The sequence below is a fragment of the Micrococcus sp. MS-ASIII-49 genome, assembly GCF_000946635.1.
Taxonomy (GTDB): domain Bacteria; phylum Actinomycetota; class Actinomycetes; order Actinomycetales; family Micrococcaceae; genus Micrococcus; species Micrococcus luteus.
In genome coordinates this window covers 1-16182 of sequence record NZ_JXSP01000062.1, presented here as the reverse complement: position 1 = coordinate 16182, position 16182 = coordinate 1, and the positions used below count along the sequence as shown (strand labels likewise).

At 74.5% G+C, this 16182-nt stretch carries 16 protein-coding genes and 1 tRNA gene; 10 read left to right on the top strand and 7 right to left on the bottom strand.

Annotated elements, in window-relative coordinates; genetic code table 11:
• Positions 1–48: 48 nt before the first annotated feature.
• The 5 genes from SJ20_RS04930 to SJ20_RS04910 all read left to right on the top strand — a co-directional run bounded on the left by SJ20_RS04930 (position 49) and on the right by SJ20_RS04910 (position 5098).
• Entirely contained in the window at positions 49–468 is a 420-nt protein-coding gene (locus SJ20_RS04930; protein ID WP_041103128.1) for a YraN family protein, read from the top strand.
• Positions 465–2069 (top strand): YifB family Mg chelatase-like AAA ATPase, encoded by a 1605-nt coding sequence (locus SJ20_RS04925; RefSeq protein WP_041103126.1) that lies wholly within the window; start codon positions 465–467, stop codon positions 2067–2069. The genes SJ20_RS04930 and SJ20_RS04925 overlap by 4 nt, the downstream gene beginning before the upstream one ends.
• Positions 2066–3340 carry a DNA-processing protein DprA gene (locus tag SJ20_RS04920; RefSeq protein WP_082067585.1) on the top strand — a complete coding sequence of 425 codons (1275 nt, stop codon included), beginning with the start codon at positions 2066–2068 and terminating at the stop codon, positions 3338–3340. Before SJ20_RS04925 ends, SJ20_RS04920 begins: the two co-directional genes overlap by 4 nt.
• Before the next feature lie 43 nt (positions 3341–3383).
• Complete coding sequence (locus tag SJ20_RS04915) at positions 3384–4424, top strand: tyrosine recombinase XerC (protein ID WP_020624514.1); 1041 nt, start codon at positions 3384–3386, stop codon at positions 4422–4424.
• A gap of 170 nt (positions 4425–4594) precedes the next feature.
• Positions 4595–5098 (top strand): DUF3145 domain-containing protein, encoded by a 504-nt coding sequence (locus SJ20_RS04910; RefSeq protein WP_020624513.1) that lies wholly within the window; start codon positions 4595–4597, stop codon positions 5096–5098.
• Between the two features lie 28 nt (positions 5099–5126).
• Here the strand turns inward: SJ20_RS04910 and fabF are convergent, their stop codons facing one another.
• The 6 genes from fabF to aceE form a co-directional block, all read right to left on the bottom strand.
• Entirely contained in the window at positions 5127–6371 is a 1245-nt protein-coding gene (gene fabF / locus SJ20_RS04905; protein ID WP_020624512.1) for a beta-ketoacyl-ACP synthase II, read from the bottom strand.
• 176 nt (positions 6372–6547) lie between these two features.
• On the bottom strand, positions 6548–6793 hold the full coding sequence (locus tag SJ20_RS04900) for an acyl carrier protein (RefSeq protein WP_010078906.1): 246 nt from the start codon (positions 6791–6793) through the stop codon (positions 6548–6550).
• Positions 6794–6854: 61 nt separating this feature from the next.
• Positions 6855–7907, bottom strand: a complete 1053-nt coding sequence (locus SJ20_RS04895; RefSeq protein ID WP_044659136.1) for a beta-ketoacyl-ACP synthase III — start codon at positions 7905–7907, stop codon at positions 6855–6857.
• Between the two features lie 32 nt (positions 7908–7939).
• Entirely contained in the window at positions 7940–8863 is a 924-nt protein-coding gene (locus SJ20_RS04890; RefSeq protein WP_044659135.1) for an ACP S-malonyltransferase, read from the bottom strand.
• A gap of 106 nt (positions 8864–8969) precedes the next feature.
• Entirely contained in the window at positions 8970–10172 is a 1203-nt protein-coding gene (locus tag SJ20_RS04885; protein WP_044659134.1) for a CdaR family transcriptional regulator, read from the bottom strand.
• A 124-nt stretch (positions 10173–10296) separates the two neighbouring features.
• Entirely contained in the window at positions 10297–13047 is a 2751-nt protein-coding gene (gene aceE / locus SJ20_RS04880) for a pyruvate dehydrogenase (acetyl-transferring), homodimeric type (protein WP_044659133.1), read from the bottom strand.
• Between the two features lie 254 nt (positions 13048–13301).
• On the opposite strand from aceE, the gene SJ20_RS04875 reads away from it, so the two are divergent.
• The 5 genes from SJ20_RS04875 to SJ20_RS04855 all read left to right on the top strand — a co-directional run bounded on the left by SJ20_RS04875 (position 13302) and on the right by SJ20_RS04855 (position 15577).
• Entirely contained in the window at positions 13302–13733 is a 432-nt protein-coding gene (locus SJ20_RS04875; RefSeq protein WP_044659132.1) for a DUF3052 domain-containing protein, read from the top strand.
• Entirely contained in the window at positions 13726–14232 is a 507-nt protein-coding gene (locus tag SJ20_RS04870; RefSeq protein ID WP_044659131.1) for a redoxin domain-containing protein, read from the top strand. Before SJ20_RS04875 ends, SJ20_RS04870 begins: the two co-directional genes overlap by 8 nt.
• Before the next feature lie 15 nt (positions 14233–14247).
• Positions 14248–14321: transfer RNA gene (locus SJ20_RS04865), tRNA-Val, on the top strand.
• Between the two features lie 75 nt (positions 14322–14396).
• Positions 14397–15236 carry an AzlC family ABC transporter permease gene (locus SJ20_RS04860; protein WP_044659130.1) on the top strand — a complete coding sequence of 280 codons (840 nt, stop codon included), beginning with the start codon at positions 14397–14399 and terminating at the stop codon, positions 15234–15236.
• Positions 15233–15577 carry an AzlD domain-containing protein gene (locus SJ20_RS04855; RefSeq protein WP_010078898.1) on the top strand — a complete coding sequence of 115 codons (345 nt, stop codon included), beginning with the start codon at positions 15233–15235 and terminating at the stop codon, positions 15575–15577. Before SJ20_RS04860 ends, SJ20_RS04855 begins: the two co-directional genes overlap by 4 nt.
• Here SJ20_RS04855 and SJ20_RS04850 read toward each other — a convergent pair.
• Positions 15564–16182 (bottom strand): hypothetical protein (locus tag SJ20_RS04850; protein WP_235281259.1); only part of this gene is annotated, 619 nt, incomplete at its 5' end. The genes SJ20_RS04855 and SJ20_RS04850 overlap by 14 nt on opposite strands.

Sequence of the window (16182 nt, the reverse complement as noted above, 5' to 3'; positions counted from 1 at the left end):
CCCGGCGACCCTGCTCGGGACCACCCTGGTGCCCAGGAGGTGGTCGGGATGACGGGGACCGCGGAACGGATCGGGGCGCAGCCGCCCGGAGACAGGCGCGCCAGCCGCGCGCACACGGCGCTGGGCCGGTTCGGCGAGGACGCCGCCGCACGCTGGCTCGCCGAGCGCGGCTACGTGATCGCCGACCGCAACTGGCGGGGTGAGGCCGGAGAGCTGGACATCGTGGCCCAGCACGCCGGCTGGTGGGTGGGCGTCGAGGTGAAGACCCGCTCGGGCCTGGCCTTCGGCGACCCGTTCGAGTCGATCGACCGGCGCAAGCTCACCCGGCTGCACCGCCTCACCGCGGCATGGGTGCGGACCCACGCCGGAGAGCGCCGGGGAACGCCCTGGCGCGTCGACGCCGTCGCCGTGCTGGTGCCGCGCACGGGCGGGATCCGCTTCGATCTGCTGCAGGACGTGCGGCCGTGAGCGGCATCGGACGCACCCGCTCCATCACGCTGGCGGGTCTGCGCGGGGAGGTCGTGCACGTCGAGGCGGACATCGCCCAGTCCCTGCCCGGGTTCACCCTCCTCGGCCTGCCGGACCAGGCGCTGCAGGAGAGCCGGGACCGCATCCGCTCCGCCGCGCGCAACGCCGGACTGCCCCTGACCCGGCGGCACCTGACCGTGAACCTGCTGCCGGCGGGGGTGCACAAGCGGGGCGCCTGCCACGACCTGGCGATCGTCCTGGCGGCCTACGCCGCGGACGGGCGGGTGCGGAACGTCGAGGGGCCCGTGTTCCTGGCCGAGCTCGGCCTCGACGGCGCCCTGCACCGCTCGCCGGAGACCGTGGCGATGGTGATGGCCGCCGTCGACGCGGGGTGCTCCGAGATCGTCGTCGCCGAGGACGCGGAGGCCGAGGCCCGACTGGTCCCCGGCGCCGAGGTCCGCGGCTTCGCCCATCTGCACGACGTCATCCGCGCCTTCGGCGGGGAACCGGACGGAGAGGCGCCCCGCCGCCCGGCCCGACGGCAGGTGACAGCCCCGGAACCGGAGCCGGCCCGTGCGGTGCCCGACCTCGCCGAGGTCGCCGGGCAGGCCGAGGCCCGGTTCGCCCTCGAGGTCGCAGCCGCCGGCGCCCACCACCTGCTGCTCATGGGCGCCCCGGGGGCGGGCAAGACCATGCTGGCCGAGCGCCTGCCCGGAATCCTGCCGCCCCTGGACCGGCGCACCGCGCTCGAGTGCGCCGCCCTGCGCTCCCTCCGCGGCGGCGCCGCCCGTGTCCGGCGCAGGGGCGGGACGGCCCAGGGGTTCGACGGTGACATCGACCGGACCCCGCCGTTCGAGGCACCCCACCACTCGGCGTCCCGCTCGGCCCTCGTGGGCGGCGGCAGCGGCCTCGCCCGGCCGGGAGCGGCCTCCCTCGCCCACGGCGGCGTGCTGTTCCTGGACGAGGCCCCCGAGTTCGAACGACGCACCCTCGAGGCGCTGCGCCAGCCCCTCGAGTCCGGGGAGGTGCTGCTGCACCGGGCCCTCGGCGCCGTCGTCTACCCGGCCCGGTTCCAGCTCGTGCTGGCCGCCAACCCCTGCCCGTGCGGCAAGGGCGGCGGCACGGGCGTCGAGTGCCGGTGCAGCGTGCCCGAACGCCGCCGCTACGCCCAGCGGCTCTCCGGACCGCTGCTGGACCGTGTCGACCTGCAGGTCACCGTGCGGCCCGTCGACGCGCGGCAGCTCACGGGGGCGCCCGCCTCCGAGACCACCTCGCAGGTGGCCGCCCGGGTCGCCGCGGCCGCCGACCGCCAGGCCCAACGCTGGGCCACCGCCGCAGAGCGCGGGCTCGTCCCGTCCGGGCTGCGCCGCAACGCGCACGTCCCCGCCGCGGTGCTGCGGCACGGCCCGTACGCCGTGCCCCGGGCGGCCCGCCGGCCCGCGGACGACGCCGTCGACCAGGGCCTGCTGAGCGCGCGCGGCCACGCCCGTGTCCTGCGCCTCGCCTGGACCCTGGCGGACCTGCGCGGCGCCGAACGGCCCGCACCCGAGGACACCGACGTGGCACTCACGCTGCGCCACCAGAACGAGGAGGACGCATGACCACCCACGTCACCCCGGCGGCAGACCACGCCCCCGTCGCCGGGCCGCGCCGGCCGGACGCCGCCCGGCTCGCCCGCGCCGCCCTGACCCGGCTGGTCGAGCCCGGGGACGCGCTCGCGGTGCAGACCGTCACGGCGCTGGGGCCGGAGCGGGCGCTCACCCTGCTCACGGGCCGGGAGACGATCCAGCCCGCCGAACACGATCTGCTCGCCGATCACGCCGGCACGCCCGACACGCTGCCCCGGCGCTGGGCCGCGGGCCTGGCCCGCTGGGCGCCCCGGGCCGCCCGACTGGAGCCGGAGCGCGACCTCGTGACTCTGCACCGGCTCGGGGGAGGCCTGCTGATCCCCGAGGACGACGCCTGGCCCGCCGCCCTGGCGGACCTGGGCGAGGAGGCACCCCTGGGCCTGTGGTTCCGCGGCACCGGAACGCTGCCTCCCGCGGACCGGATGCTCGCCGTCGTCGGCAGCCGGGAGGCGACCGCGTACGGGCGGACCGTGACCGCCCGCTGTGCCGCCCACGCCGTCCAGCAGGGCGCGTGCGTGATCTCCGGCGGCGCCTACGGCATCGACGGCGCCGCCCACCGGGCCGCGCTGCAGGCGCCCGCCGCACCGGAGAACGCGGCGGATCGCGACGGCGTCCCGCCCACGGTGGCGGTGCTGGCCGGCGGCCTCGACCGGTTCTACCCGGCCGGCCACGAGGACCTGCTCCGCGCGGTGATGGCCGCCGGGCTGCTCGTGTCCGAGATGCCGCCCGGGGCGAGCCCCACGCGCTACCGGTTCCTGCAGCGCAACCGAGTCATCGCCGCGCTCGCGGGGGCCGTGCTGGTGGTCGAGGCGCGCTGGCGGTCGGGAGCGCAGAACACGGCGGGCCACGCGTTCGGGCTCGGCCGCGAGGTGGGCGTCGTCCCCGGCCCCGTGACCTCGCCCAGCTCCGCCGGCTGCCACCGTCTGCTGCAGGAGAGCCCCGCCCGTCTCGTCACCACCGAGCAGGAGGCCCTTGCCCTGCTCGGTCAGGGGCCCGCCCGGAGCGGCGGCGCGGGTGGGCCGTCGTCCACCCGGGCAGCTCCCGAGCCTGCCGCGCGGCCCACCGACGGGCTCACGATGGAGGAGGCCCTCGTCCACGAGGCGCTGCCCCTGCGCCAGGCGGTGCCCGTCGACCGGATCACCGTCAGCGCCGGGCTCGCGCTGCCCACCGTCCTGGCCTGTCTGTCCCGGCTGCAGCGGGCGGGCCTGGCCGAACGGGTCGAGGACCGGTGGCGGCGCGCATGACCTCCGGCCGCGTCGCCCGGGGCGCGGATGGCAGAGTGGGGGGATGGCCCCGTCGTCCTCCGTCCGTCCCGCCCCGGCCCCGCGCGCCCCCTCGCCCCGGGACACGGCCTGGCTCGAGGCGTTCGAGGAGCACCTGCGCCACGAGCGGAACCGCAGCCCCCAGACCGTGCGCGCGTACCTCGCCGATCTGCATTCCCTCATCGACTACGTCGCCGGCACAGCCGCCACCGCGGGGACGCCCCCCGTGGACGACGATGCTCCCGCTCGCCACGGGCCCAGCGCACCGGACGTCCTCCCCGAGCTGGACATCGAGGACCTGCGCGGCTGGTTGGCGGACATGAGCGGGTCCGGCCTCGCCCGCGCGACCCTGGCCCGCCGGGTGGCCGCCGTCCGCACCTTCACGGCCTGGCTGCGCCGCGAGGGCCTGCGCTCCGACGACCCCGCCCTGCGGCTGCGCTCGCCCCGGCCCGAGGGGACGCTGCCCCACGTGCTCCAGGAGCAGCAGGCGACCCGGCTCCTCGCGGCCGCCCAGGAGCGTGTGGACGCGGCCGCCGCGGGCGACGACCCCGCCGCCCACGCGCTGGCCCTGCGGGACGCCGCCCTGCTCGAGCTGCTCTACGCCACGGGCGCCCGGGTGGCCGAACTCTCCGCCCTGGACGTGGACGACCTCGAGGCCGGCCGCGGCGTCGTCCGGCTGACCGGCAAGGGAGACCGGCAGCGCACCGTCCCCTACGGCACACCCGCGGGCCGCGCCCTCCAGGCGTGGCAGCGGCTCGGTCGCCCCCGCCTGGCCCGGCCGGACTCCGGCCCCGCCCTCTTCCTCGGCGCACGCGGCGGCCGGCTGGGGGTGCGCCAGGCGCGCACCGTCGTCGACCGGGCGCTCGAGGGCCTGGGGGACACCGCGGCCCGCGGGCCGCACGCGCTGCGCCACACGGCCGCGACCCACCTCCTCGACGGCGGCGCCGACCTGCGCAGCGTGCAGGAGCTGCTGGGCCATGCATCCCTGCGCACCACGCAGGTCTACACGCACGTCTCGATCGATCGCCTCCGCGAGGGCTACCGGCAGGCCCACCCACGCGCCTGACGCCTCCCCGGAGCGCCCCCGGCCCCTCCACTGCGCCACCGCGACACGCGCGGCGGCGCACCGCCTCGTTGCCGGCCCGGCATCCCTGGTGCACAATGGCCCCAGGATCCACCGGAGCCGCGACGTGGTCGTAGGGGAAGACGCACCGCATCGCACCCCCGGAGGCATCCATGACCAGCACCCAAACCCGCGGCGTGGTCCACATCCTCTCCGCCCCCACCGCCCTCTGCCCCCACGTGGAGTGGGCGCTGAGCTCCGTGCTCGGCCCCGCGACCTCGGTGGAGTGGGAGGGTCAGCCGGTCGCGCCCGGCCAGCACCGCGCCGAGGTGCACTGGACGGCGCCCGCCGGCACTGGCGCGCGTCTGGCCTCCGCCCTGCGTGGCTGGCCGCACCTGCGCTTCGAGATCACGGAGGAGCCGTCCGCCGGGGTCGACGGCTCGCGCTGGTCCCACACCCCGGACCTCGGCATCTTCCATGCCACCACGGACGTCTCCGGCAACATCATGGTCTCCGAGGACCGCATCCGGTACGCCTACGAGGCCGGCGCGGGCGACCCCAGCGTGCTGATGCACGAACTCTCCCTCGCGCTCGGCGAGGCCTGGGACGACGAGCTCGAGCCGTTCCGGCTGGCCGCCGCCCACGCCAACGTGCGCTGGCTGCACCGCGCTGTCTGAGCCTTCGCCCGGCCGGCGGCGCTCCGGCTCAGACGCTGCGGAACACGGCCACCGCGTTGTGGCCGCCGAACCCGAACGAGTTCTTCACGGCCACGCGCGGCCCCTCGGGCAGGCGGGCGGGGGAGCCGGTGACCACGTTCAGCGGGATCTCCGGGTCCTGGTGGTCCAGGTTGATGGTCACGGGCGCCTGGCCGTGGTGCACGGCGAGCACGGACAGGATCGACTCGATCGCGCCTGAGGCGCCCAGCAGGTGGCCGGTCTGGGACTTCGTGGCCGAGACCTGCACCTGGTCCAGGTGGTCGCCGAACACGGCCCGCATGGCCAGGTACTCCGGGGCGTCGCCCTTGGGCGTGGACGTCGCGTGGGCGTTCACGTGGCACACGTCCTCGGGGGTGATGTCGGCCGACCTCAGGGCGGCGCGCATCGCACGGGTCGCGCCCAGGCCCTCGGGCTCGGGCGCGGTGATGTGGTGGGAGTCGGAGCTGACGCCCGCGCCGGCCAGCTCGGCGTACACGCGGGCGCCGCGGGTCTTCGCGTGCTCCTCCGACTCGATCACCATGACGCCGGCGCCCTCGCCGAGAACGAAGCCGTCGCGGTCCACGTCGTAGGGGCGGGACGCGGCCTGCGGGTCGTCGTTGCGCTTGGACAGCGCCTGCATCGCGGCGAACGCGGCCATCGGCAGCGGGTGCACGGCGGCCTCGGCGGCGCCGCAGATCACGACGTCGGCCTGGCCGGAGCGGATGAGCAGCAGCGCGGTCTCGAGCGCCTCGGTGCCGGCGGCGCACGCGGACACCACGGTGCGGGCGCCGGCGCGGGCGCCGAACTCGAGGGAGAGCGCGCCGGCGGCGCCGTTGGGCATGAGCATCGGAACGGTCATGGGCAGCACGCGGCGCGGGCCGCGCTCGCGCAGGGTGTCCCAGCCGTCCAGGAGGGTCCACACGCCGCCGATGCCGGTGCCGAAGGCCACGGCGAGCCGGTCGCCGTCGACCTCCGCGCCCTCGAGGCCGGCGTCCTTCCAGGCCTCGCGCGCGGCGACGGTCGCCATCTGGGTGGCCGGGTCCTGGCGCTTCTGCTCCACCTTGGAGAGGACCTCGGAGGTGGGCACGGTCAGCTCGGCCGCGAAGGTGACGGGCAGCTCGTACTTCTCCACCCAGTCGTGCTCCATGGTGCGCGCACCGGAGACGCCCTGCAGGGCGTGGGACCAGAAGGTGGGCACGTCGCCGCCGATGGGCGTGGTGGCGCCGAGGCCGGTGATCACTGCGGTGCGGGTCATGGGTCTGCTGCCTCTGGGTCTCGAGTGGGGATCGGGCGGAGGGGTGTCGTCGGCACGACGCGCGGCGCGCGCCGGGGTGCCGGAAGTCGAGGGTGTCGGGCGCCGGGGGCGCTCACGCGCCCCCGGCGCTCACCGAGGGGACGGGGCGGGCCGGGCCCGCCGCCGTCGTGGGCCGATCAGGCCTGGGCGCCGTCGATGAAGTCGACGGCGTCCTGGACGGTCTTGAGGTTCTTGACCTCCTCGTCCGGGATCTTCACGCCGAACTTGTCCTCGGCGTTGACCACGATGGTCATCATCGAGATCGAGTCGATGTCCAGATCGTCCGTGAAGGACTTCTCCGGTTGCACCTCGGCGGTGTCGAGGCCGGTCTCCTCGTTCACGATCTCGGCGAGGCCGGCGAGGATCTCTTCCTTGGAAGCCATGGGGCGTCTCCTTCGGTAGGGGTGTGGGGTGTACGTGATCAGTGAATCAGACGGCGCCGCCTCAGGGGAGGCGGACCACCTGGGCGCCGTAGACCAGCCCGGCGCCGAAGCCGATCTGCAGGGCCAGGCCGCCGGTGAGCTCGGGGTTCTCCTCCAGCAGACGGTGCATGGCCAGCGGGATGGACGCGGCCGACGTGTTGCCGGCGTCCGCGATGTCCCGGGCCACGACGACGGACTCCGGCAGCTTCAGCTGCTTGGCGAACTCGTCGATGATCCGCATGTTGGCCTGGTGCGGGATGAACGCGGCGAGGTCCTCGGGCTCCACGCCCGCGGCGTCGAGGGCCTCGCGGGCCACCTTCGCCATCGACCACACGGCCCAGCGGAAGACGGAGGGCCCGTCCTGGCGCAGCGTGGGCCAGAGCATCCCCTCCGCGCCGGTGATCGCCGAGGCGTCGCCCGTGGTGCGGGCGTGCTCCACGGCGTCGCGCAGCTCCAGCTGCGAGTGCGTCATGGAGATCGTGGACCAGCGCTCCCCGTCCGAACCCCACACCGAGGGGGCGATGCCCGGCTCGTCCGAGGCCGACACGATCACGGCGCCCGCGCCGTCGCCCAGCAGGAAGGAGATGGAGCGGTCCGTGGGGTCCACGACGTCGGACAGGCGCTCGACGCCGACCACGAGCACGTGCCGCGCGGTACCGGAGCGCACGAGCGCGTCCGCCTGGGCGACGCCGTAGCAGTAGCCGGCGCACGCGGCGGAGACGTCGTAGGCGGGCGCCGGGGCGGCCCCGATCTCGTGCGCCACGAGGGCCGCGGCCGAGGGGGTGGCGTGCGGGAAGGTGACGGTCGAGACGATCACGGCGTCCAGGTCCGAGCCCTGCAGGCCGGCCCGCTCGAGGGCCTCCCGGGCGGCGCCCACGGCCATGACGGGCACGGTCTCCTCCGCCGTGGCGCGCTGGCGCGTGACGATGCCGGTGCGCTGGCGGATCCACTCGTCCGACGAGTCGATGGGGCCGACGAGGTCCTCGTTGGGGACCAGGTTCGCCGGGCGGTAGGCGCCCACGGCCACGATGCGGCTGGCCGCGGGGCGCTCGTGCTGCTTCAGGGTGACGGTCATGGTGCTTCTCTCTGCCGGGCGGTGCGCGGGGTTCAGGCCGAGTGCTCGGCCAGGAACGCCCGCGCGGCGTCCAGGTCCTCGGGGGTCTTCACGGCGAGCTGCGCGGTGCCCTTGAGACCGCGCTTGGCCAGTCCGGTCAGTGTGCCACCGGGCAGCAGCTCCAGGACGCCCGTGACCTGCCGCGCGGCCATGGCCGCCATGCACAGGTCCCAGCGGACCGGGCGGGTGACCTGGTCCACGATCCGGGCGAGCACGTCCGTGCCGGACTCGACGGCCTCGCCGTCTCGGTTGGACAGCAGGGGCAGGCGCGGGTCCGAGGGGGAGAGGTCGGCGACGTGGGCCGCGAGGTCGTCCACGGCGGGGCGCATGTGCTCCGTGTGGAACGCGCCGGCCACCTTGAGCGGGATCACGCGGGCGCGGGCGGGGGCGGACTCGGCGAGCGCGCCGAGGGCCTCCGCGGTGCCGGCGGCGACGATCTGGCCGGCGCCGTTGACATTGGCGGGCGTCAGGCCCGCCGCGTCCATGGCCGCGAGGACCTCGTCCTGGTCCCCGCCCACGACGGCGGCCATGCCCGTGGGCGTGGCCGCGGCGGCCCGGGCCATGCCGGTGGCGCGCACGCGCACCAGGGAGAGGGCCTCGGCGGGGGACAGCACGCCGGTGACGGCGGCCGCGGTGACCTCGCCCACGGAGTGGCCGGCCACGACGGTCGACTTCGGTGCGGCGGCGTCCGCCTCGAGGGCCGCGGCGGCCACGAGGCCGGCCGCCACGATCAGCGGCTGGGCGACGGCGGTGTCCTTGATGGTCTCCTCGTCCGACTCAGTGCCGTGGCGGATCAGGTCCACGCCCGCGGCGTCGGAGAGGGATGCGAGCAGGTCGCGGGTCCCGTCCAGCTCGAGCCAGGGGGCGAGGAAGCCGGGCGTCTGGGACCCCTGTCCGGGGCACACGATGGCAAGCATTCCTCCATCGTGTCAGGATCGGCCGCCATCCCGGGCAGATCGCGCCACGAAGCACGGCGAGTCGGTTTGGAGGGTTTCTACAAGCGGGGGTGTGCGCCGCCCCGGCTCAGTCCGACCCGTCCCCGGTCGTCTGCCGCGCCCCCGCGAGCCGGCCCAGGGTGATCGCGGTCTGCAGGACGTACGCGTCGCGGGGGACCAGCGGGTCCCAGCCGGTCACCTCAGCCACCCGCTTGAGGCGGTACCGCACGGTGTTCGCGTGGACGAACAGCTCGCGGGCCGTGCCCTCGAGCGAGTGGCCCAGCGCGCCGTACGCGTCCACGGTCTCCAGCAGGGAGGTGCCGGCGTCGGCCAGGGGCGTGAACACCCCGTCCACGAGGGCCTCCCGGGCCGTGGGGTCGCCCAGCAGCGCCCGCTCGGGCAGCAGGTCCTCCGCCGGGGTGGGCCGGCTCGCCCGGGGGTGGGCGGCCGCGGCGCTGAGCCCGGCGAGGGTGTGCCGCGCCGAGACGTGCGCCGAGACCAGCGAGTCCACGACGGGTCCCACGATCACCGGTCCCGGCGCGAACCAGGGCGCGAGCGCCTCGCCCACCGCCCGCGCGTCCCGCACCGAGCCGACCACGAGGACGAGCCGTTCGGACTGCACGCCCACGAGCAGGTCGCAGTCGAGCCTCGCCGCGGCCCGCCGCAGGTCCGGGATGAACGCGGGCTTGTCCTGCCCCGGGGCGAGACCCGCCATGACCATCACGTCGTGGTCCCCACGCCAGCCCAGCGCGGTGGCCCGGTGCCGGATCTCGTCCGGGTCCTGCCCGCGCAGCACCGCGTCCAGCAGGACCGACTCGAGCCGCGAGTCCATCGCTCCGCGCATCTCCGCGGCCCGGGCGTACACGTCTGCGAGCGCGAACGCGACCTCGCGCGAGTAGTGGAGGATGTGCTCGCGGACGGGCGCCTGGTCGCGCTCGGCCAGCAGCTCCGGCACCCGCGTCTCGACGACGTCCACCATCGTCCGGATGAGCTGGAGGGCCCGCTGCAGCGAGATCGCCCCGGTGAGATCGGTGGGCGCGGGCCCGAAGACGTCCTGCAGGACGTGGCCCGTGGAGGTGGGCCGCTCGAACCACGTGAGGAAGCCCTGCAGGGCGCGCTGGGCCACGAGCCCGAGGGCGCTGCGCTCGTCCGGGGTGAGTCGGCGGTACCAGGGCAGGGTGGCGTCCAGCCGCTGCAGCACCGCCGTGTTCAGGGCCCCCAGGTGGCTCCTGAGGCGGGCCAGCCCGTCGGTGCTCACGGGGCGAGGGGCGGCGGGGCGGGGCTCGGGCATGCGCTTCATCCTAGGCGCGTGTTGTGGGGTTCCTACAGCGACGACGCCGGCCGCTCGCCTCCCTGGCGGAGGCGAGCGGCCGGCGTCGGGACGGGAGGGCGTCGGCCTCCCCGCGGCATGCGGGTCAGGCGTCGCCGCCCGCGATGCCGGTGGTGCCGGCGTTGACGTCGTCCAGGCGGTACTTCTCGTGCGCCTTCGCGGCCGTGCCCCGCTCGACCTCGCCCTCCTCCTCGAGGAGCTGCAGCGCGCGGACCACCATCGAGTGGGTGTCGATGAGGAAGTACCGACGGGCGGCGGCGCGGGTGTCCGCGAAGCCGAACTCGTCGGCGCCGAGCGCCGAGAAGCGGTTCGGCACGAACGGGCGGATCTGGTTCGTCCACGAGGTGGAGTAGTCCGAGGTGGCCACGATCGGGCCCTCGGCCCCCTGCAGCGCCTGCGTCACGTAGGGCACGCGCGGGGTGGCGGACGGGTCCTTCAGGGCGTCCTTCTCCGCCGCGACGGCGTCGCGGTACAGCTCGTTGTAGGAGGTCACCGACCACACGGAGGCGTTCACGCCCCACTCCTCGGAGAGGATCCGCTGGGCGTCGAGCGCCCACGGCACGGAGACGCCGGAGCCCAGGAGCTGGACCTTCGGGCCGTCGCCCTGGCCCTCGGAGAGGCGGTAGATGCCCTTGAGCAGGCCCTCCACGTCGAGGCCCTCGGGCTCCTCGATGTGGGTGATCGGCTCGTTGTACACCGTGAGGTAGTAGATGACGTTGCGGACGTCGTCCCCGCGGTCGTGGTCGCCGTACATGTCCTCCAGGCCCTGGCGCACGATGTGGGCGATCTCGTACGAGTACGCCGGGTCGTAGTGCTTCACGGCCGGGTTCGTGGACGCCAGGACGGGGGAGTGACCGTCCATGTGCTGGGTGCCCTCGCCGGCGAGGGTGGTGCGCCCGGCGGTGGCGCCGATCATGAAGCCGCGCGCGAGCTGGTCGCCTGCGGCCCAGATGTTGTCCGCGGTCCGCTGGAAGCCGAACATCGAGTAGAAGATGTACACCGGGATCATCGGCTCGCCGTGCGTGGAGTACGCCGTGCCGATCGCGTTGAACGCCGCGGTGGCGCCGTCCTCGTTGATGCCGACGTGGTAGATCTTCCCCTGCGGGGACTCCTTGTAGGACAGGAACAGGTCCCGGTCCACGGACAGGTAGTTCTGGCCCTTGGGGTTGTAGATCTTCGCGGTCGGGAAGAACGAGTCCATGCCGAAGGTGCGGGCCTCGTCCGGGATGATCGGCACGAAGCGCGGTCCCATGTTCTTGTCCCGCATCAGGTCCTTGAGCAGGCGCACGAACGCCATGGTCGTGGCGGCCTGCTGCTTGCCCGATCCCTTGCGGGCCTGCTTGTACGCGGACTCCGGGGGCAGCGGGATCGCGTGGTAGTCGCTGCGCCGCTCCGGCACGAAGCCGCCCAGCTCCTTGCGCCGCTCCATCATGTACGTGATCTCCGGAGCGTCGGCGCCCGGGTGGTAGTACGGGATGTCGTACGGGTCCTTCTCGATCTGCTCGTCCGAGATCGGGATGCGGTGGCGGTCCCGGAACACCTTGAGGTCGTCCACCGTCAGCTTCTTCATCTGGTGCGTGGCGTTGCGACCCTCGAAGGACTTGCCCAGGCCGTAGCCCTTGATGGTGTGGGCCAGGATCACGGTGGGCTGGCCCTTGTGCTCCATGGCGGCCTTGTAGGCGGCGTACACCTTCTTGTAGTCGTGGCCGCCACGCTTGAGGCCCCAGATCTCGTCGTCGGTCATGTCCGCCACCATCTCCTTGGTGACGGAGGACCGGCCGAAGAAGTGGTCGCGCACGAAGCCGCCGGACTCGGCCTTGTAGGTCTGGTAGTCGCCGTCGAGCGTCTCGTTCATGATGCGCACGAGCTCGCCCTCGTCGTCGGCCTCGAGCAGCGGATCCCACTCGCGGCCCCACAGGACCTTGATGACGTTCCAGCCGGCGCCCCGGAAGTAGGACTCCAGCTCCTGGACGATCTTGCCGTTGCCGCGCACCGGCCCGTCGAGACGCTGCAGGTTGCAGTTGATGACGAAGGTGAGGTTGTCGAGCTTGTCGTTGGCCGCGATGTGCAGCTGGCCGCGCGACTCGGGCTCGTCCATCTCGCCGTCGCCGAGGAAGGCCCACACGTGCTGGTCGGAGGTGTCCTTGATGCCGTTGTTGTGCAGGTACCGGTTGGTCTGCGCCTGGAAGATGGCGTTCATCGGCCCCAGGCCCATGGACACGGTGGGGTACTGCCAGAAGTGCGGCATCATCCGCGGGTGCGGGTAGGAGGGCAGGCCGTGGCCCTGGCGGGACTTCTCCTGGCGGAAGCCGTCGAGGTCCTCCTCGGTCAGGCGGCCCTCGAGGAAGGCTCGGGCGTAGTTGCCCGGCGAGGAGTGGCCCTGGAAGAAGATGTGGTCGCCGCCGCCCGGGTGGTCCTGGCCGCGGAAGAAGTGGTTCAGGCCCACCTCGTAGAGGGTCGCCTGGCCTGCGTAGGAGGAGATGTGACCGCCGACGCCGACGCCGTCGCGCTGGGCGCGCTGCACGAGGGCCATGGCGTTCCACCGCAGGTAGTTGCGGTAGCGGCGCTCGAGCTCCTCGTCGCCCGGGTACTCCGGCTCCTGGTCCGCCGGGATCGTGTTCACGTAGTCCGTGGTGGTCACGTAGGGCAGGGCGACGGACTGGGCGCTCGCGCGCTGCATGAGGGAGCGCATGATGTACTGCGCCCGCTCCGTGCCGCGCTCCTCGATGAGTCCGTCGAGGGACTCGATCCACTCCGACGTCTCCTGGGGATCCTTGTCCGGGAGCTGGTCGGTCAGACCGCTGCGGATCTGCGAGCTCTCTTCGGCTGCGCTCACGGTGCCTCCTGGTTCTCGTGCGGAGGGGTGCTCCGCGGTGGGCTGCGGGCAGACGATCCGGTCCGGGCCCGCGACGCCGAGCCGGGCGCGTCGCCCGGAGAGTGCGTCTGTTCCTCCCCAGAGTAGACCGGAGCCGCCGCGTCCGCCCGGCCGGAGGCCCCGGAACGGCGGCGTCCACGGCGTATGGTGGTCATCATCACCCGCTCGACGGCGCGGGCCGCAGTGCCCGCCACCATCAAGGAGGACCGGACACTATGCAGGCTGGGTCGACGCCGACCTCGACGGACAGCGCCCTGCTGGCGGAGCTCGCCCTCTCGAGGGGCGACCTGGTGCAGGAGTGGGGGTACGACGACGACGTCGACGTCACCTTCCGTGACGCGCTCGAGGACGCGCTCGGCGAGGAGCTGCTGACCGAGGAGGATCAGGAGCCGGCGGACGCCGTCCTCTTCTGGTGGCGCGCGGACGACGGCGACGTCATGGATCTCGCGGACGCCCTCGTGGACGCCCAGCGCTCCCTCGATGCCGGCCCCGTCTGGATCATGACCCCCCGCAAGGGTCGCGCCGGCCACGTCAGCCCGGCGGACGTCGCCGAGGCCGCCTCCACCGCGGGCCTGCACGCCACCACCGGGGCCGGCGCCTCCGAGGACTGGGCCGCTCAGAAGCTCGTCCAGAAGCGCGGTGGCTGAGGCTCCGTCCGGCGGGACGCGGGGCGCCGACGACGTCCCCGCGCTGCGCGACGACCACGGCCAGACGTGGCCGTGGCCGCCGACGCGCGGGCCCGAGGACGCCGCCGGGCCGCGGGGCACGTGGCTCGTCTTCCTGCCCGGGGCGTTCACGCCGGTGTGCACGGACGAGCTCGGCTGGATCGGGGCGCTCGCCGAGGACGTGGCGGTCCACGAGGTGACTGTCCGCGTGGTCTCCTGTGACGCCGCCCCCGTGCTGCGCCGCGTCCGCGAGGAGCTGGCACTGCCGGAGCCGCTCACCCTGCTCTCCGATTTCTGGCCCCACGGCGCGGCCTGCCGTGCCCTCGACGTCTTCGACGCGGAGACCGGGCGGCCCCGCCGCGTCTCCGTGCTGCTCAACGCGGACGGGGTCGAGGCCGCGCGCGTGGTCGCCGCCCCGGGACAGGCACGCACCCGGAGCGAGCACGAGGCGGCGACGCGCGACCTGCTCGCGGACCGGTAGCCTGGACGGACACCGGCACCTGTAGCTCAGTTGGTCAGAGCATCTCGTTTACACCGAGAGGGTCGGGGGTTCGAGTCCCTCCGGGTGCACCGATCGCGGGGCCATGGCACGGCGTGACGCCGCGGCTCCGTCATGCCGACCGCCCGTCAGGCGCCTATGAGAGCATGCTCACCATCATGGGCTCCTCGTCAGCGTCCTCGCGCGCCTCCGCTCCGCCCTCGCGGTGGGCCGAGGTGCGCTCCGGCGTCGCCGTGACGCTGGGCGCCGGCCTCGGCCTGTTCCCCCTGGGCGTGGCCTTCGGGATGCTCGTGGTCCAGGCCGGGCTGCCCGCGTGGGTCGCACCCCTGTTCTCCGTGGTCGTGTTCGCCGGGTCCGTCGAGCTGCTGCTCGTCTCGCTGGTGGTGGCGGGCACGCCGCTGCTCACGATCGCCGTGACGGTGTTCCTCGTGAACTTCCGCCACGTGTTCTATGCGTTCAGCTTCCCGCTGCGCGTGGTCCGGGGGCGCCTCGCGCGGATCTACTCGATGGGCGCCCTGATCGACGAGGCCTACGCCATCGCCGCCGCCCAGCCCCGCGGTTGGACGGCGCCCCGGCTGCTGGCCATGCAGATCGCGCTGCATGCGTATTGGGTGCTCGGGGGCCTCGCCGGGGTGGCCGTCGCGTGGCTGCTGCCCGCGCCGGTCGAGGGCCTCGAGTTCGCGCTCGTCGCCCTCTTCATCGTGCTCGCCATGGACGCCGCCCGCACGCGGGCCCAGCTGCCCCTCGTGCTGGCGGCCACGGTCGCCGTCGGGGTGGCTCTGCTGCTCGCGCCCGCGCAGGTGCTCGTCGTCGCCTTCGCCCTCTACGCCGCGGTGCTGATCGCGTTCCACGTGCTCGCCGCGCGCGGGACCGCCCTGCCGCTGCCCGAGCCCGTGCCCGTCACCGGGCCGGTGCCCGTCGTCGCCGCGGCGGGGGAGCGGGCCGTCACGGATGCCGAGCCCGGCGTCGAGGAGGACCCCCGATGACCGGCGCCGCGTACCTGGTGGCCGCGGCCGTCGTCGCGGGCCTCGTGACCTTCTGCCTGCGCGCGTTGCCGTTCGCACTGCTGCAGCCGCTGCGGGAGTCCGTGCTCGCCGCGCGGCTGGCGGTGTGGATGCCTGCCGGCGTGCTGACCATCCTGGCCCTCGTGATGCTGCTCGACGCCGCGGCGCTGGCCCCTGGAGAGCCCGTGGACGGGACGCGGGTGGCCCACGCGCTGATCGCGGCGGCGGTGACAGTCGTCGTGCATCTGCTGGCCGGGCGGCGGACCCTGGTCTCGATCGCCGCCGGCACGCTGGCGTACGTGCTGTTGGTCAACCTGGCCTGACCGGCGGCGGGGCGGATTCGCCCAGGCGTTCGGCCCATGCGCGGGTCGCCGCGGCGAGGCGCCGGCCGTAGGCGGTGACCCCGTCTGACAGCGTCCCGGCGTTGTAGAGCGTCCCCGCCCGGGCGATCCCCTCCGCGGAGAGGTCGCCGCGCAGGTGACCGCGCAGGATCTCCAGCCCCAAGGCCAGGTTGTCCTCCGGCTCCCACAGGTGGAGGCCGTGCTCCGCCGCCTGCGCGAAGTACGGCGGCCACGTGATCTGCGCGGGCCCCACGCCGTTGGACTTCTCACCCTGCGCCACCCGGGCCACGAGCTCCTCGTAGCGTTCCCGGGTTACGGGGACGTCCGTCCCGCGCGGGGCGCTGTGCACACCGCCGGCGTCGTGCCCGAAGACGTTCCGGCCGCCGGACTCGAGCTCGGCCAGGGCCGCCGCCACCGCGAGGGGAACGTCCGCCCGGCGTGCGGCGGCCACGATCGCCGCGGCGTTGTCGAGGTGTCGGCCGAGCGTCGCCGTCGGGTCGGAGGAGCGGTCGCGGGCGGAGCGGCGGGTGAGGAGGTCGCGGAGCAGGCCCATCGGCCCACCCTCCCGCATCCCGGGTTGAGTTGTC

Coding starts and splice junctions, on each gene's coding strand:
- SJ20_RS04930 (WP_041103128.1), top strand. CDS start 49: ATGACGGGGACCGCGGAACGGATCGGGGCGCAGCCGCCCGGAGACAGG.
- SJ20_RS04920 (WP_082067585.1), top strand. CDS start 2,066: ATGACCACCCACGTCACCCCGGCGGCAGACCACGCCCCCGTCGCCGGG.
- SJ20_RS04915 (WP_020624514.1), top strand. CDS start 3,384: ATGGCCCCGTCGTCCTCCGTCCGTCCCGCCCCGGCCCCGCGCGCCCCC.
- SJ20_RS04910 (WP_020624513.1), top strand. CDS start 4,595: ATGACCAGCACCCAAACCCGCGGCGTGGTCCACATCCTCTCCGCCCCC.
- fabF (WP_020624512.1), bottom strand. CDS start 6,371: ATGACCCGCACCGCAGTGATCACCGGCCTCGGCGCCACCACGCCCATC.
- SJ20_RS04900 (WP_010078906.1), bottom strand. CDS start 6,793: ATGGCTTCCAAGGAAGAGATCCTCGCCGGCCTCGCCGAGATCGTGAAC.
- SJ20_RS04895 (WP_044659136.1), bottom strand. CDS start 7,907: ATGACCGTCACCCTGAAGCAGCACGAGCGCCCCGCGGCCAGCCGCATC.
- SJ20_RS04890 (WP_044659135.1), bottom strand. CDS start 8,863: ATGCTTGCCATCGTGTGCCCCGGACAGGGGTCCCAGACGCCCGGCTTC.
- SJ20_RS04885 (WP_044659134.1), bottom strand. CDS start 10,172: ATGCCCGAGCCCCGCCCCGCCGCCCCTCGCCCCGTGAGCACCGACGGG.
- SJ20_RS04875 (WP_044659132.1), top strand. CDS start 13,302: ATGCAGGCTGGGTCGACGCCGACCTCGACGGACAGCGCCCTGCTGGCG.
- SJ20_RS04860 (WP_044659130.1), top strand. CDS start 14,397: ATGCTCACCATCATGGGCTCCTCGTCAGCGTCCTCGCGCGCCTCCGCT.
- SJ20_RS04855 (WP_010078898.1), top strand. CDS start 15,233: ATGACCGGCGCCGCGTACCTGGTGGCCGCGGCCGTCGTCGCGGGCCTC.